The sequence below is a fragment of the Brumimicrobium salinarum genome (genome assembly GCF_002844555.1).
Classification (GTDB): Bacteria; Bacteroidota; Bacteroidia; order Flavobacteriales_D; family Crocinitomicaceae; genus Brumimicrobium; species Brumimicrobium salinarum.
On record NZ_PJNI01000002.1, the window covers coordinates 13,492 to 30,425 of the forward strand.

The window sequence follows — 16,934 nt, forward strand, 5'->3', positions numbered from 1 at the left end:
GTTATTTTGCCATTTATTATAATTCAATATTTTATACCAAACTTTCATTAAAAATTATTTCAAATACATTTTCATTGTTTTGTCTGGTATAGTTAATTTTAGCTTCGTGAATGTCATTGTTGATTATTATATTTTCCAACAAGTCATCTTTCATAACAATATAAGATTTTAAGATACCATTTTCATAATAGCTTTTAAAATGATAAAACTTACCAGAGAAACTTTGATATGCGGTGGTATGAGACTTTAATTTTCTATCCTCTTCTGAATCACTATTGTCCCAATATTCTTTTTCATTGAGAATACGAATTCCTTTATGCTCACCACAGGCTAGGAGAGAAATAGACAATAGCATATAAATTAAAAACTTCATGTAGGCGTGTTTTATAAAGACACTTTAAAATTACATAATTATTTTAATGTATACTTGGGTTTTTGTTCAATCAATTTATAACAGTTAAGTTTTAAACCAGTGTTTTATATGGTCTGTGGGAATAATCGAGTAAATTAATTCGTTTTAACATTTCCGTCAGAAGCTATTTCTAAATCAACATTAGCGTCAACATATAAATGACCTTTATTTTTTTTGTTATTTGATTTAAAAGTAACTTCATAAGTTCCGTGATCCAAATTCCCTAAATTAATCTTACAAATGGCTGGAGAAATAACAGTGAGTCCTGCATCTGGAACTTTAATGTTTTTAAAATGAATATAAATTTTATTCTTTCTTAATTTCTCACAATAAATAATTTCATAACCTGTAGTTCCATACATTTTTTCGGAAGACACATTAAATATTATATTTTCATTTGAAACTTCTGTTTGGACAATTAAATCAGAAATAATTTCTTGCTTGTTTTCGTCTTTCCTGCAAGAATAACTCGCTAAAATTATAAATAAAAATAGTAGTATGTTTTTCATTTTTAGATTGTTTTGAATGTTATCTTTTGTTGGTTAAACGTTGTTTATAATCTAAAATTGTTTAAACACAATAAAGTTTTTAGGATTAGCCTCACAAATCGAAATGTTTTTTTAAGGTCATCACGGTTTAGCTTCACAAGTTAATGTGAACTTTTTCATCTCCAAAAGCCCTGTTTTGACTTAATCACGCGCTGACTCAAAATACAAAAGCACAAAAATCAAATTTTGTGCTTTCAAAAGACTTGTTTTGCAACTAAAACAATCTACAAAATCCTATTTCGTAGAATATTCGATAGTTATTTTAGTTTATTGAATTGCTAATTTCTTTTCTAAATCAGTAAGATAAGATTTGAATCGTTTATCAGTTTCAGATAAATTGGTTACCGTTCTACATGCATGCAATACAGTCGCGTGATCTTTACCACCACAATGTGCACCAATATTAGCAAGCGAAGATTTAGTCATCTTTTTAGAGAAGAACATGGCAATCTGGCGTGCTTGTACAATTTCTCGTTTTCTTGTTTTAGATTTTAGAATCTCTATTTCTATATCAAAGTAATCACAGACCACTTTTTGAATATATTCAATAGAAACTTCTTTGGCTGTATTTTTAACAAACTTGTCAATCATTTGCTTCGCCAAATCTAATGTTATTGCTTTCTTATTTAAGGAAGCTTGCGCAATTAGAGAGTTTAAAGCACCTTCAATTTCTCGAACGTTACTATTAATACTGTAAGCTAAATATTCAACTACTTCACGAGATAATTCAATTCCATTACCATACATTTTCTTTTCCAATATGGCAATTCTTGTTTCAAGTTCAGGCGCTTGTAAATCTGCTGAAAGTCCCCATTTCATTCTACTCAAAAGTCGTTGTTCAATTCCGTGAATGTCAACAGGTGCTTTATCAGCTGTTAAAATAATTTGTTTCCCGTTTTGATGTAAATGGTTGAAAATATGGAAGAAAACATCTTGAGATTTTTCTTTTCCTGAGAAAAACTGAACATCGTCAATGATAAGTACGTCCATCATTTGATAGAAATGAACAAAATCATTTGATGTATTATTTCCGATAGCATCGATAAATTGATGCACGAATTTTTCTGAACTTACATATAGAACTGTTTTATTTGGAAAGTTATTTTTGATTTCTATTCCAATAGCATTGGCTAAATGTGTTTTACCTAATCCAACTCCGCCATAAATAAGTAATGGATTAAAGGCGGTTCCTCCTGGGTTTTTAGCAACAGCATATCCTGCAGAACGTGCTAGTCTGTTACAATCTCCTTCTACAAAGTTTTCAAAAGAGTAGGAGGGATTAAGATTAGAATTAACATCAATCTTCTTTAAGCCTGGAATTACAAAAGGGTTACGGATGTGATCTTCTCCAACCATTAAAGGTACTGAAACAGGTTTGTTTTTTAGAGAACTGTTCCCTGAAGTAGGCATTTTCACTGTGTATGGAGTGGAATTAGGTGTATTTCTTTCCATTACAATGCTGTATTCTAATCTTCCATCAGGACCAAGTTCTTTTTTAATAACTTTCTTCAATAATCCCACGTAATGTTCTTCTAACCATTCGTAGAAAAAGTGTGAAGGAACTTGGATGTTTAAAACATCTCCATCTAACTTCACGGGTACAATCGGTGAAAACCAAGTTTTAAAAGCTTGCAATGGAATATTATCCTTGATAACTTTCAGGCAAGCTTCCCATTTTTGTTCATGCAACTGGCTCATTTATTTCTTTTAAAGGTGTTTATAGCAAATTTATAGCGTCATGAATAAATAATTTCATTTCATAACAGGAGCAAATATTTGGATAAAAAAGTTAAAAAAAAATGAAATACCTATTGACTTTTACCTTTTTTTTACTCCTGTAATTATTTGAAAAATATCTGTCATTTATTATCGTTCGTCATAAAATTATATTATTTTAATCGAAAAAATTCAACAAAAAAGTAAGATTCAAAATCTTTCAATATTGTCTTCGAATATACATATCTTTTTTCTATTATTCACTTTAAATTGTTAAAAACTTTATGGAAAATAATATCCAGCCAATATACGCACATTCTACCCTAATTCGAGTGCGATATGGTGAAACCGATCAAATGGGCTATTGCTACTATGGTAATTATGCACAGTACTTTGAAGTCGGTAGAGTAGAGGCTTTGAGAGCGTTAGGTATGTCATATAAGAAGCTTGAAGACCTTGGTTATATGTTGCCAGTTGCTGATTTTTCTGTACAATATAAAGCACCTGCTTTTTATGATGATGAGCTGAAAGTAGTGACCAAAATTGTTCAATTAAAAGGTGTGCGACTTTATTTTGATTATTCTATTTTTAACAGCAAAAATCAACTCATTTCAACGGCAAAAACTACTCTTGTTTTTGTAAGCAAAGAGAACAGAAGACCTGTAACGCCTCCAGTTGAATTCAGTAAAATATTTAATGAACAAGCACAAGAATAATGGAAAAACAATCTTCATATTTTCATTTTAATAAACTAGATACAAAATCAATTGAAAATCTAATTTCTAAACGTAAAGGTGAAACAAAAATAGGTGAATGTTTGGGGAACGCCTCAACAGCTAAATATGTCATTATTGGTGTCGAAGAGTCTATTGGTCCAAGAGCAAACCTTGGCAAAAAAGGTGCTGAAAATGGTTTTAAAGCGTTTTTACACAGTTTTTTAAATATGCAATCGAATGAAACGCTGACGGGTAAATCTGTCCATGTGTTGGGTAGTGTTTCAGTAATTTCTGATGAGCCTGATGACTTGAGAAGCCTTGTGACGAAGCTTGATGCTTTTTTATTGGCTGTTTTAAAAAATAACTTAAAAGATTTTCAAATACCTATTGTAATTGGAGGTGGACACAACAATGCTTTTCCATTGATTCAATTCTCTTCAATGCGTTTCAATACTCCTTTGGATGTTGTTAACCTTGATGCACATGCAGATTATCGACTATTAGAAGGGAGGCATTCTGGAAATGGTTTTTCTTATGCTTTTCAACATGAATATTTAGCTAAGTATTTTGTTTTGGGTTTACATAAAAGGTACAATAGCCAACAAATATTGGATGATTTAAAAAAGGATCATCATTTCTTTACCTATCATGAGGATTACGTCATGAATAAACGATCGTTTGCATCTGATTTACTGAATATTAAAAAGGAATTAAATAAGGGCAATAGGCCTGTTGGCATAGAGCTTGACTTAGATGCGATTGCTGAAATGCCAAGTAGTGCATTCACACCAATCGGATGGTCAATAGAAGATGCACGAAGATACATAACCGCTATGAGTGCAGTGAACAAAATAGCTTATCTTCATTTGCCTGAAGGTGCACCGATGAGTGAAAAAGAACAAATAATTGTGGGGAAGACACTCGCTTACTTGGTTTGTGATTTTTTATACAATTGTAATTAATGTCATTCGTTTTACTATCTTTAATGTATGATCCAAAAAGTGCTAAACTTACTGAATGCTATACGGGCGTTTTTCCCAATTAATTTGCTCTTTGCTCAAGTTAAATACAACATTATTGTACTTTTTTACTGGATTTTCTTATTTGCTGTGGTGAATAGTCAACTAGGAAATGGAATTGGGTTACCGTATTTATTTCTTTCTCCAGAATATTTGGGAGCTTCGGGTGGGATTTCCTTTTTGTTATTAGGTGTGAGTATTGGCGGATTTATTATGGCTTTTCATATTTATAGTTACATACAGATAGGTCCCAAATATCCTTTTATAGCTACCTTATCTCGTCCTTTTTATAAATTCTCTGTTAATAACAGTCTAATTCCTTTAATATTTGTAGTTAATTTATGCGTTAATATCTATAATTTTCAAATAAGTCAAGAATATTTAGAAGATGTTAAAGTGATTTATCAACTCTTGTCTTTAATTTCAGGGGTTATACTCTTTATTTTATTTTCCTTGCTTTATTTTTTCCCCACAAATAAGGATTTATTTTCGATTACAGGAAAAAATAAAGCCCATTTTCAAGCTAAAACAAGTAATATTAAAGCTACTCTTCACAAAAAGCAAACTTGGTATGAGCCGTTTATGAAGAGTAGTTTTGATCGATATTATTATATCGGATCTCGTTTTAAAATTAAGCAATCTCGGAGCAGTGCGCATTATGATATGAATGTTTTGAACAAGGTGTTTTCACAAAATCATATCAATGCCTCTGTATTTGAGATTTTGTTGGTCGTATCTTACATATCGATTGGTTTTTTTAGAGATTATGATTTCTTTCAAGTTCCAGCAAGTGTTAGTGTTATGATGATTTTAACAATTGTCATTATGCTGATCAGTGCCTTGTTTTCTTGGTTCAAGGCTTGGACCTATCCGATAATTATAGCATCTTTTGTTTTGGTGAACTTGATAAGTACAAAAACTGACTTTTTTCAATTCAAGAGCTTTGCCTTCGGTTTGTCATATCAAAAAGAAGACCTTGCAAAATACACGAAAGCTTCTCTTTATGCGATGGATTATTCTGATACTGCAATACAAAATGATTATGAAAATTATGTAAAGACTTTAGAGAACTGGAAATTGAATTCGGGTACTAAAAAACCGAAACTTGTAATTTTAAACACCAGTGGAGGAGGTTTGCGCAGTGCCATGTGGACTTTTAGGGTATTGCAAGAACTCGATGGAATAACGGATAATGAGTTTTCCAAACACATTCAAATGATTACAGGAGCTTCAGGTGGAATGATTGGTGCAGCCTATTACCGAGATCTATTGATTGAAGAATTGAATGATTCTCTTGTCTCCCGATTAGATAAAAAGCATTTGGATAATATTTCTAAAGATTTATTAAATCGATTGTCTTTTTCTATTTCTACTAATGATTTGTTTTTCAGGTACCAAACCGTAAAAATAAATGATCATTATTACAGTAAAGACAGAGGTTATGCTTTTGAACAAGAATTAATTTCAAACCTTGAAGGTGCTTTTGATCATACTTTAGGTTATTACACTGATTTTGAACGTTCGGGAACAGTTCCAACCATGATTTTTACACCAACAATTGTAAATGATGGGAGAAGACTTTTGGTTAGTGCTCAACATCATGGCTATCTTCAAGCAACTGATCAATTAGATGAGCGTGTAGGACTAGAACCACAAATAGAGAATATAGAATATTTAAAATATTTTAAAGACAATGAACCTGATCAAGTAAACTTTACATCTGTGTTACGTATGAGCGCAACCTTTCCGTATATTATGCCTATGATTACGATGCCTTCACAGCCAGGAATGCAAGTTATGGATGCTGGAATTAGAGATAACTATGGCACTAAAACAACTGTTCGGTATTTAATTGCATTACGGAAATGGATAGCAGAAAATACAAGTGGTGTAGTTATTCTTAAAGTGAGAGATACTAAAAAGACATTAATTGGAGAAAAGTATGAGGATATCGGACTTTTTGAACGATTGCTTTTACCTTTTGGTAATATGTATGGTAACTTTCCACGGGTTCAGGACTTTAATCAAGATGAATTGCTTTCCACTGCTGTTCGTTCTATAAATTATCCAATTGAAGTGGTCACCTTTAATTTAAGGGAGAATTTTAAAGATAAAATTTCTCTTTCATGGCATTTAACCCAAAAAGAAAAGCAAAAAATTAAAAACGCAGTTTATTCTGATGAAAACAGTAAGTCTGTTCAGCGTTTGTTAAACATTTTAAGATTCGAAACAAAAGAAAATATAAAAGATGGCAAAGAAAAATAAGAAAAGCAATCACGTAGTTTATAGTACGAATCCGAACTACACGTATGATGAAGAAACACCAGAGCAAGAAACGTTGCCTAATAATGAGCAGTTATTGTATGTTTCAATTGATCGCAAGAAGCGCAAAGGTAAAGATGTAACGCTAATTGAAGGTTTTGTTGGTTCGGAAGATGATATGAAAGAACTTGGTAAGAGGCTTAAATCTGCTTGTGGAGTAGGTGGGTCTGCAAAAAACGGTGAAATAATTATTCAAGGAAATAAACGCGACCAAGTAATGGAGCTTTTACAAAAAGAAGGATATAAAACGAAACGTAAAGGAGGGTAATCTTTATCCTCATTCTCATCGTTCACAAGGACGCTTAACAATTCAACGTTCGAAGTATTGGATGTTTTTGCTTAAATTATAGTGAATTAGTATCCTGCTTTCAGGAAGTACATCCTGCTTTCAGGAAGTAAAAAACAAGCTTATTGGGGATAGAAATCTATAAGAATCTTCTTATTTTCTATATCGATATATATTCTTTGGACTTAAAATAAAAGAATAGTTGTCTCAAAACTTTAATATGACTACCTTATTTTTAAATTTCAAACAAATTAACATACAAGAGTATATTCTTAGCGTTCTTATGCTCAACGCTTTGAGTTTCCTTACATTTTAGACAGTTACCTTTATTATTGAATTCAATTTTTCTGCTATTTCACAGTAATTACTAAGTAATTAGAGATTCTCCAAAATTTATCCGCATCTAAAATGATTAATTTGTTGTTCTTCCATTCGTATGAAGAAATCGGGTGATCTGTCACCAATTCAGGTTTCTTACCCACAACGGTGATTTCTTTTACTTTTGTTTTGTCCATAGATTGGAAATAATCTTGATTAAGATCTTCCGCAATATTTGTTTTCTTACCAATACCAATAAATCCACCTTCACGAACAAGGACTTGATTGTCAATTAATTCATCTAGAGTTCCATAAGCATAATGAACAGTATTCATTTCTTTCATTACATCTAATGCTAATTCTACTTGTTCTTGATACTCATCAAAAAGCTCAGAATATTCCATGTCTAAATCAGCTAAAGTACGTTGTAGTGACGCTATTTGCTCATCTCTCGCACGAATTTGCATAACCAATCGATCTGTCATGTTTTCAAGTTCGCTTATCCTCAAATCTTTATCTTGAATTTTCTTTTTGAGTACATTTACCGTATTGGCATTTTGTTTTCTTAAAAAGTTAATGTGTTGAATTTCTTTTAAAATCCATTCTTGATCCTCATTTGTTAACTCTGGATTGTTACTTCTTACCCTAATTTCTTCTTCTTTAATATTAATTTTGGCAAGATTTGACTGTACTTCATTAAAGAAAGAGATGGCTTCATTTAAAACAGAATCTTTTTGGTTACTTTCTAGTTCAAGTTGAGCAACTTTGTTGCGCAATTCTATCACTTCTTTACTTGTTGTTTCTGTTGATTCCTCTGTTGTTGATGTTTGCTCTTCTTTACATGCAAATACTACAAATACTAAGCTCAATAAAAATAAGTACCTCATAAGTTTGTTTATTTATTTCGTAATGCAAAATTAAGGAATTCTTTGGGTTAATTGTATCTTTGCGCAAAATCAATGAATTAATTATGAAAAATTATAAGTTATTTCTCTTTGTTTTACTGTTCAGTTCTGCTGTGTTTAGTCAAGAAATCAGACATGAATTATCTATGCCAGCTCCAGAAACACATTACTTTCATGTGGAAACTGTGTTGACAGACTTCTCTGAAGAGTCGGTTGTGATGACCCTTCCAGTTTGGACTCCAGGATCATATTTAGTTAGAGAATTTCCTAAAAATATTAATTTAGTAAGGGCTAAAGATGAAAATGGAAATGCACTCGAGGTGAACAAGACATCTAAAAACAAGTGGAAAATTGAAAAAGGCAACGCAAAAAAAGTTACTGTTAATTATGAGGTTTATGCTTTTGAACTTACAGTGAGAACATCTTTTCTTGATAAAACTCATGGGTATTTGAACGGAACAAGTGTTTTTATGTTTCCTGAAGGACATCAAAAATTGGGTGGAAAATTAACTGTGATTCCTCATTATACTTTTTCAAAAATAACGAGTCCATTAAATAAGGTAAGTGATGGAGTAAGTAGAGATGACCGTGCAGAAACATTTTCTTTTAAAGATTATGACGAATTAGCAGATGCACCCATCGAAATCGGTAATCAAGAGACATTTAGTTTTATGGCTGCGGGTATAAAACATAATGTAGCTATTTATGGACCAGGAAACCATGATGTTGAAAAATTGAAAGTGGATATGGCGAAAATTGTTGAAGCAACAACTGCTGTTTTCGGTCAAAATCCAAACGACGAATACTGGTTTATCATTCATAATACCGATTCTAGAGGTGGTGGATTAGAACACATGAATTCAACAACGTTAAATGTTGATCGTTGGACTTATGGTCCCGAAAATTACATGAGTTTTTTATCATTAGTTGCGCATGAATATTTTCATGTTTGGAATGTAAAAAGATTAAGACCCGCAGCACTTGTTAATTATGATTACAGCAATGAAAACTATACAGACTTGCTTTGGGTAATGGAAGGATTTACCTCTTATTACGATGAATTAATTCTCAGGAGAGCTGGTTTTTATTCGGAGCAAGATTATTTAGATGTGTTTAATAGTACTATTAATTATGTTGAAAAACAACAAGGTAACAAAGTTCAACCAGTTACTCACGCTTCTTTTGATGCATGGATCAAAGCTTATCGTCCAAACGAAAACAGTAGGAATACAACCATTTCTTATTACTCCAAAGGTGGACTTTTAGCACATGCAATCGATGCCATGATTATTAAAAAATTTAAAGGAAAAAAATCATTGGATGAATTTATGCAAAAATTGTATAAAGAATTTTATGCTGATCAAAATACTGGAATGACACCTGCACAATTTAAAAGTGCTTTAGAAGAGTTTTATGGCGATTCGCTTGATGAGTTTTTCGATAAATATGTTGAAAGCACAGAAACTATTCCTTATTCAAAATATTTTGAGCCACTTGGATTGAACATTAAACAAACAGGAGGTGAACGAATTTCTTTAGGAATTTCAACACGTTCTGATAAAGGTAAATTGATTATTTCAAATGTTGTAGCAGGGAGTTCTGCTGAAAAAGCTGGCTTGTCACCAAACGATGAGATTATTGCTTTTAATGGATTTAGAGTGAACTATAAGGATTTAAATAGATTCCTAGATATGCTAGATGCTGGAAATGATTTTAATTTAATTATTTCAAGAGGAAAGCAATTAATGAGTATCGATGCTAAAATGGGGATAATTGAAACACCACATTATTCTTTTGATTACTCTTCTAATAAATTAGGTACGTACTGGTTGAGGGAGAAAATGAGATAAACAAATATCAAGGTGGCGACATGGTTGAAATATCAAAAAGCCACCTTTTTAGTTTCCGTATTTTTTTAAGGTGTTTTCAGGATTTGTCTCTAAACCAATAAACACCACAACATCGGGTTTATATTGTTCAACAATTTCTTCATTTACTTTGAATTGCCAAGCATCAAATATAAAGAGACTTTCAGCGAAAGACTCTCTAATAAATGGAATCAAAGCTGCACCGAAGGAATCCCTAATAAACAGTATGCGCACTCCATTTTCTATACGATCATTTTTGTACCTTCTTTCATATTCCCAAGGATATGCAAAACCAGGAACTGGAGTAAATCCAAATTTCTCTGTGGTGGTTGAATGGTAGGAATTAGGCATAATAGATTCACTTATTTCATACAGTTCTGGAATGCCTAATACATTGTAGTGATAACCTTCTTGGAGCGTATCTTTTTTCCATTTTAATGCAGTTGCTGAAGGTATATTTTGGTTTGGAAAGTGTTTTCTAACCTTTTCTATAATAATTTCTGAAACAATGCTTCCAGCGCGTTGATTCCAATGATTATCTAATTGAAAGTACAATTTGTGATTGTCTTTTTGCTTTTTTAATACCTTATCGGGATAAATGAGTAGCCCTGGTAGGGATTTATCTAAATGTTTTTTCAGATTATGAATCCTGTTTTTTTGTGATGCCTGAATACTATAAGGTAATTGTTGATCATAAATTTGATGTTTCATTGGGGCAATCACCCAAAAAATAGGTATTTCCTTTTTATCAAAATAGTCTTTTCTTCTTTTCCATTCATTGGTAAATTCAGTTAATTGCTTTTCTGTAAAGTTTTTCCTTCCCCCTAATATTTCTAGTTCAATTCCTCCTTTAAAGTTCCAGCCATCGCGACCTATAAGCGTTTTGTTGGGATGTGGAGAGGTGTTAAAAATGTAGAACTTGGTTTGGTGATAAATATTTAAGAGCGGCGATCGAAAGAAGAAATTATCTGAAAAATATGCGTTGAAGTCAGTAGGAAACCTATCTAATTGATTAATTTTTAAAGAAACATTATCTTTAAAAGCTCTATTTTCATCCTTTCTTTGAAACCCTTCAATTTTCAAGAAACTTAAAATAAAAGGAGCCATTATTAGGATCAAAAATAGTATCGGAAGTTGATATTTAATTAATTTATTTTTTTTCATTTCTTAGAATCTAAAATAAATAAATGGATTATACGATCCAGAATTAATGTAGATAACACAGATTATGAAAACCATAATAACACCTGTATCTATAACTGTTTGACCGATGTAAGTTTGCATGAAGTTTTGTTTAAATAGAAAATCCTTTACCTTTTTAAAGAAAAGACTACTTGAAAATGCAGCAAGCACAAGGATGATTATTTTTTCATCGTTGAGATACATCATAAAGCTGTTTTTGTCTAACGTTTCAAAGCTAAATAGTTTAAAAATATATGCTAATGCTTCTGAGAAGTCTTCAACTCGAAAAAGAACCCAACCGATCATAACAATCAACAGGGTGTAGGCCCATTGTATAAAATTAGGAAGTTTAGTAAGTGTATGCTTAAATCCAATACGTTCAATAATTAAAAATAAACCATGAAACAAGCCCCAAATAACGAAACTCCAGGTAGCACCATGCCAGATTCCTGTTAGAAAAAATACTGTTATTAAATTTACGTATGTTTTGTATTTTCCGTTTCTATTTCCACCGAGTGGTATATATACATAATCTCTAAACCATGTTGATAGTGAAATATGCCATCTTCTCCAAAATTCTTGAATACTTTTTGAAATATAGGGAAAGTTAAAGTTCTCCAAGAGTTTAAATCCAAACATTCTGCCTAATCCTATGGCCATATCAGAATATCCTGAAAAATCGAAATAAATTTGAAATGTATAAGCAATTATTCCCAGCCATGCAGTAGAGGTAGATAATGAATCTATTGGATTGATAAAAATTAAGTCTGCAATTTCTCCGCATGTGTTGGCAATAATTACTTTCTTAAATAGACCTAAAACAAAGCGGTTTACACCAGATCTGAAAAGTGTAAATGTGGATACGCGTGTTTTTATCTGATCAACAATGTCGTTATAGCGTACAATTGGACCTGCAATTAACTGTGGAAATAAGCTAATGTACAGTGCAATATTGGAAAGTGAAGTTTTTTGTAGATTTTCATTCCGGTATACATCCCATAGTAATGACATTTGCTGGAAAGTAAAGAATGATATTCCCAAAGGTAAAACAATGTGCTGATAGGGGATAGGTGTATGTTCTAAGCCAGTGATACCTATTAGTTGATTGAGATTTAATATAAGAAAATCTAGGTATTTAAAAATGACTATAATGAGAATATTCAGTGTTAAACCAAAGGATAACCAAATGCTTCTTTTTTTTTCTGTTGACTTTTTTCTATGCGTTTAACAAAAAAATAATTGATGAGAATGGATCCAATCAATATGATACTGTAGGAAACACCTCCCCAAGCGTAAAAAACAAGACTGAATAATAGTAATGTATAGTTTCTAAACTTTTTGGGTGTGAGATAGTAAGCGCTCAATAAGAGCGGGAGAAACGCAAAAAGGAAGACAATACTATTAAATAACATTGAATTTACTGATTATTGTTTTTGACTATCGGTCTCGATTCTTTATGGTATAAATTCAAACAGGTAAAGTTAAAATTTAAAATTAGAGCAATGTGAATTTCAACCCATAAATTAAATCTGTACCTGTAATAAACGTAATTTTTTGATTGAAATTTTATCAAGCTCTATTTCTTAACGGTTCAAAATTTTTCATTCCTGTTAAAAAGTAACTTTTGCGTCTTTCATGTAATTGTGAAATGTGTTGGTAATCTCTTCTTCGTATTTAGTATATACCCTAGCCGACTCAAATAAGTTGTTTTTGAAAGAAATTCGCTTCGATAAACCTGTTGCTGCTTTATTCATTCCTTCTAGTGATTTATAACCTTGAATCCACTTTTGTTCATGAATCAGATTCATCAGATGAATAAAATCATTAGGATAGGTAAAAGAATGATTCTTAAAACTATGACTTTGAGTTTGAATAGCATATTTTGTAAATCTATTTACAAAGTCGTTGAAAGGTTCTGAATGATATTGCTGCCAATGAATCGCTAATAAATGGTCAAAATACAAATCTATGGCAATACCAGCAATTTTTGGTAAATCCTCATATAAACTTCGCCGTAGCTCTACAACATCAGGATGATGATCTACGTAATCATCTATTTTCCGATGTAAAGTCACACCATTTTGAACAACTTTTGGTAAATATGAATAATCTCTACCTTTTACAAAATCACCGTAAATATTAGCAAGTTGTAAAGCGAGATTGTCTTTAGAAAAATAGAGATGTCCTAAATAATTCAAGTTTTAATAAATAAATCTAGCTTTTCTATTCAACATGATATCATATATAAATGAAACTTCAAATCCACCAACACTTTTAGAAGCTGGTAGCATTGCATTTATATTCGTATCGTAGGCTGCAGAAATAGTCATCCCTTTAAAGGAGAACTGAAAATTAGCAATGATTGATTGTTTTAATCTATGGTAAATACCAAAAGAGAAAACTGTTGGCGTATAAAATAAAGTTCTTAAAGAAGGTTCTTGTAAGTAAAAATCAAAGTTTGATCCAAAAATTATATTTTGATTAGGCCCTTGGAAAGCCGCCAGTACATTTGGAGAAATTCCAAAATAACTCATATCGAAACGATGACTCATACCAAACTGACCAATATACCTTCTATATAAATCATCTCCAACATTGAAACGCATGTCTGGCTCTAAAATGTGTTGAGTTGAGAATCCAACATATACCTTGTTTGAAGGTGACGATTGAAATTTATAAAATAATCCAGCACCTAAATCAAAATTTGCAGTAGATGTATTCCCAATTGCTTCTGGTGGCATTCCTTGGTTAAACTCATAACCATTCCATTGACTTCCCCAAGTCAAGTTTCCACCACCTAAAGAACGCTGATATAAACCAGGAGCAACTCCAAGTGAAATTGAATTGTTCTCATTGAAAAAAATGTGATAAGCAATTGGCACACTTATGTTATTAACCATATAACGACCGTCACCACTCATATCGTTTATAAATGAGGCTCCGATTCCTAGATAACCGTTTCTTTCACGTGATTTTAAAAGCTTGGCTTCACCTGATGCAGAAATAGTCTGGAAAGGTTTATCCGTAACCGTTAAATATTGATATCTAAAGTTAGCAAATACCTTTAGATCATTATTTTGTGTTCCAACAGCAGCAGGGTTATGTTGCATGTTATTATTAAAAAACATACTGAAGTTTTTCCCTTGCTGCCCGAAAACAAAAGAACTTAAAATTATAGCAAGTGCTAAAAATATAAATTTCATAATAATATTATTTTATAAGTGTAATATTGCCTGATTTTTCACCTTCGGTACCGTCAATAAGTGAGTACCTCAACGTGTAAACAAAAACGCCTTGGTTTAGTGTTTCACCATTCATGGTTCCGTCCCAGCCTTCATCTAGTTCAGTGGAAGAAAATACCATTTGACCGTATCTATTAAAGATTTTAAAGTCAATTTCTGTAATTCCTAAGCCCAATACCTTGAGTGTATCATTTAAACCGTCTTCATTGGGTGAAAAAGCACTTGGTACTTCAACGATTTCCTCGAAATTCACATAGACCATTACGGTGTCTCTACCTATACAACCATTTAAACCTTCAAGAGATGGATAGTATGTTGTAGTTAATAGAGGTGTGGCAATAGCGTCATAACAAGTTGAGCAATCCAAATCATCTGCTGGATCCCAAAAGAATATTCCTGGATCAATAGGATTAGCTTCTATTAAGGCAGCACCTCCAATATCAATAATTGTATCTCCATACCCTTCAATAATTGGTAAATCTTCTACGATAACGGTAGAAATAATTTGATCAGAACCAGTATCGCTTGTAATATTTAAAGTCACGTCAAAAACTCCAGCACTGTCATAACAGATGTTTTGTGGGTTTTGTACATTTGACATTTCAGGTTCCGCATCTGTAAATGTCCAACTCCATGATGTAGGGTCACCAGTAGAAAGATCCGTAAATGAGATACAATCGCCTTTACATACCTTTAAAGTATCTGCGGTAAATGCTGCAGTTGGTCCAGTAGCACAATTGCTAACAGTTACTTGGTAAGTAATATCATTAGTTCCGTTATCATCTGTAATTGTTAAGGTGACATCGAAAGTACCTGCTGTTGAATAGCAAATACCTGTTGGGTTTTGATTTGTAGAAGTTGGTGTATCTGCTCCATTAAATGTCCAGTCCCAAGTTGAAATATTGGTTCCTGTTGATGCATCAGTAAAATCAATACAATCATTAATACAAATATTAAAGTTTGGAGTTGTAAAGTCAGCTGTTTGACTATAACCAAAAGATACACAGAGTAAAGTAACGAAAAGTGCTAATTGTTTCATTGGTTTCTTAAATGTTTCATAGATTATTCTAATTGTTCAAAAGTAACAAAATTTTTATTAAATTATAATTGTTGTCTAAATAATACCTTTAAAAATTTACGAGGTTGTCTGATAATTCAGTGTCATACGCTACTTAATAAACCTAGACTATTGTTTTGGCTAAAAGCTAAGTTCGGAGCGCTTGGGATTCCATCCCGAGCCCTCGCCATGGAATTCCATTGATTTTGTTACTCACCTTGTTTATTTCAATTGTGTTCGTGAGCTCCCGTTGGTCGGTTGTTTCGTTTTTTTATCAAGAACCGCAGCGATGCAAGCTCACTTCAACAGGTTCAGCGCATCGCATGAAAACCATTGAAAAGTTTTAAGGAATTGAATAAAAAAATGAAAAGAAAGAATTTTTGAATTGGAAAACCTAAGTTGTGTGTAATGATTTTTTAATCGGACAATAGTATAAATTTATCTACGTGTTGTTTTTTATCTATCGAGTATTTGCCTTCATACAAAAAAAAATTGCTTAATCTACAATGTTAAAATGGATAAGTTTTTAAAAACCAGATATAAAGAATATAGATTTTATGTTTTGGAATTCTTTCGTGCACAGTGTTTTACTATCCAAGCATTGCAGTAAAGGATTAAAGCTTGAGCGTTTGTTTTGTTCTATATGGAAATCAAATGAAAAGAACGAAATTTCCTTCAGAAGATTGGTATTTGATGTTCAAAGTCTATTTTTGTGTAAAAAAATTATGTTAGGATTAAAATTACCAACCGATCCACGATGGGTAAATATCGTTGAGAAAAATATTGAAGAGATACTCACTGATCATGCATATTGTGAACAAAAAGCAGCATCTAATGCGATAACGGTAATCGTGAAGTTTCCTGAATATCCTGATGTCGTTGAAGCAATGGGGGAGTTGGTGAAAGAGGAAATGGAGCATTTCCAAATGGTTCATCGAGAGATTCTTAAACGAAACTTAAAGTTGGGAAGAGAACGAAAGGATGAATACATTCATGATTTATTGGCATTTATTAAAAAAGGAGGAAGCAAAGAGCAACAATTTGTTGAAAAAATGCTTTTTGGAGCTATGATTGAAGCTAGGAGCTGTGAGCGGTTTAGATTGTTGTCTGAAAATATATCAGATCCTGAATTGAGGGTGTTTTATAGAGAATTGATGGAAAGTGAGGCCCGACATTATACGATGTTTTTAAATTTTGCAAAAAAACATGCTTCAACAATAGATGTTGATAAAAGATGGCAAGACTTCCTTACTTATGAGGCAGAGCTTATGAAGAAATATGGCAAAAAGGAAACCATACATGGTTAAAATTTTGACCTAGCTTATTATTTACTCCATACTTTA

At 32.1% G+C, this 16,934-nt stretch carries 15 protein-coding genes; 6 read left to right on the forward strand and 9 right to left on the reverse strand.

Annotated elements, in window-relative coordinates; genetic code table 11:
• Positions 1–31: 31 nt before the first annotated feature.
• From CW751_RS03095 to dnaA, 3 genes are all read right to left on the reverse strand, one after another.
• Complete coding sequence (locus CW751_RS03095; RefSeq protein ID WP_101333542.1) at positions 32–373, reverse strand: hypothetical protein; 342 nt, start codon at positions 371–373, stop codon at positions 32–34.
• Between the two features lie 134 nt (positions 374–507).
• On the reverse strand, positions 508–921 hold the full coding sequence (locus CW751_RS03100; RefSeq protein ID WP_101333543.1) for a hypothetical protein: 414 nt from the start codon (positions 919–921) through the stop codon (positions 508–510).
• 306 nt (positions 922–1,227) lie between these two features.
• A complete protein-coding gene (gene dnaA, locus CW751_RS03105; RefSeq protein WP_101333544.1) occupies positions 1,228–2,658 on the reverse strand; it encodes a chromosomal replication initiator protein DnaA in 1,431 nt (476 codons plus the stop codon).
• 302 nt (positions 2,659–2,960) lie between these two features.
• On the opposite strand from dnaA, the gene CW751_RS03110 reads away from it, so the two are divergent.
• From CW751_RS03110 to CW751_RS03125, 4 genes are read left to right on the forward strand one after another with little or no spacing between them, the layout of a single operon-like run.
• Positions 2,961–3,392 carry an acyl-CoA thioesterase gene (locus CW751_RS03110; protein ID WP_101333545.1) on the forward strand — a complete coding sequence of 144 codons (432 nt, stop codon included), beginning with the start codon at positions 2,961–2,963 and terminating at the stop codon, positions 3,390–3,392.
• Positions 3,392–4,354, forward strand: coding sequence for a formimidoylglutamase (locus CW751_RS03115; RefSeq protein WP_101333546.1), 963 nt, complete (start codon positions 3,392–3,394; stop codon positions 4,352–4,354). Before CW751_RS03110 ends, CW751_RS03115 begins: the two co-directional genes overlap by 1 nt.
• Before the next feature lie 39 nt (positions 4,355–4,393).
• The gene (locus tag CW751_RS03120; protein ID WP_165779203.1) at positions 4,394–6,676 is read left to right on the forward strand and encodes a patatin-like phospholipase family protein; all 2,283 of its coding nucleotides are present in this window, start codon (positions 4,394–4,396) and stop codon (positions 6,674–6,676) included.
• Positions 6,660–7,001: a translation initiation factor gene (locus CW751_RS03125; protein ID WP_101333548.1), complete on the forward strand. Its 342-nt coding sequence runs from the start codon at positions 6,660–6,662 to the stop codon at positions 6,999–7,001. Before CW751_RS03120 ends, CW751_RS03125 begins: the two co-directional genes overlap by 17 nt.
• A 368-nt stretch (positions 7,002–7,369) precedes the next feature.
• On the opposite strand, the gene CW751_RS03130 is transcribed toward CW751_RS03125, so the two are convergent.
• Positions 7,370–8,224: a Cbp1 family collagen-binding glycoprotein adhesin gene (locus CW751_RS03130; RefSeq protein ID WP_101333549.1), complete on the reverse strand. Its 855-nt coding sequence runs from the start codon at positions 8,222–8,224 to the stop codon at positions 7,370–7,372.
• Between the two features lie 83 nt (positions 8,225–8,307).
• Here CW751_RS03130 and CW751_RS03135 point away from each other — a divergent pair, with 83 nt between their 5' ends.
• Positions 8,308–10,092 (forward strand): M61 family metallopeptidase, encoded by a 1,785-nt coding sequence (locus CW751_RS03135; protein ID WP_101333550.1) that lies wholly within the window; start codon positions 8,308–8,310, stop codon positions 10,090–10,092.
• Between the two features lie 48 nt (positions 10,093–10,140).
• Here the strand turns inward: CW751_RS03135 and CW751_RS03140 are convergent, their stop codons facing one another.
• The 5 genes from CW751_RS03140 to CW751_RS03160 form a co-directional block, all read right to left on the reverse strand.
• Positions 10,141–11,274, reverse strand: coding sequence for an alginate O-acetyltransferase AlgX-related protein (locus CW751_RS03140; protein WP_101333551.1), 1,134 nt, complete (start codon positions 11,272–11,274; stop codon positions 10,141–10,143).
• 3 nt (positions 11,275–11,277) lie between these two features.
• The gene (locus CW751_RS03145) at positions 11,278–12,303 is read right to left on the reverse strand and encodes an MBOAT family O-acyltransferase (RefSeq protein ID WP_205677774.1); all 1,026 of its coding nucleotides are present in this window, start codon (positions 12,301–12,303) and stop codon (positions 11,278–11,280) included.
• 599 nt (positions 12,304–12,902) lie between these two features.
• Positions 12,903–13,490 carry an acyl carrier protein phosphodiesterase gene (locus tag CW751_RS03150; protein WP_101333552.1) on the reverse strand — a complete coding sequence of 196 codons (588 nt, stop codon included), beginning with the start codon at positions 13,488–13,490 and terminating at the stop codon, positions 12,903–12,905.
• A gap of 3 nt (positions 13,491–13,493) precedes the next feature.
• Complete coding sequence (locus CW751_RS03155) at positions 13,494–14,495, reverse strand: PorP/SprF family type IX secretion system membrane protein (protein ID WP_101333553.1); 1,002 nt, start codon at positions 14,493–14,495, stop codon at positions 13,494–13,496.
• 7 nt (positions 14,496–14,502) lie between these two features.
• Positions 14,503–15,573, reverse strand: coding sequence for a T9SS type B sorting domain-containing protein (locus CW751_RS03160; protein ID WP_101333554.1), 1,071 nt, complete (start codon positions 15,571–15,573; stop codon positions 14,503–14,505).
• A 743-nt stretch (positions 15,574–16,316) separates the two neighbouring features.
• On the opposite strand from CW751_RS03160, the gene miaE reads away from it, so the two are divergent.
• Positions 16,317–16,898 (forward strand): tRNA-(ms[2]io[6]A)-hydroxylase, encoded by a 582-nt coding sequence (gene miaE / locus CW751_RS03165; RefSeq protein ID WP_101333765.1) that lies wholly within the window; start codon positions 16,317–16,319, stop codon positions 16,896–16,898.
• Positions 16,899–16,934 lie beyond the last annotated feature (36 nt).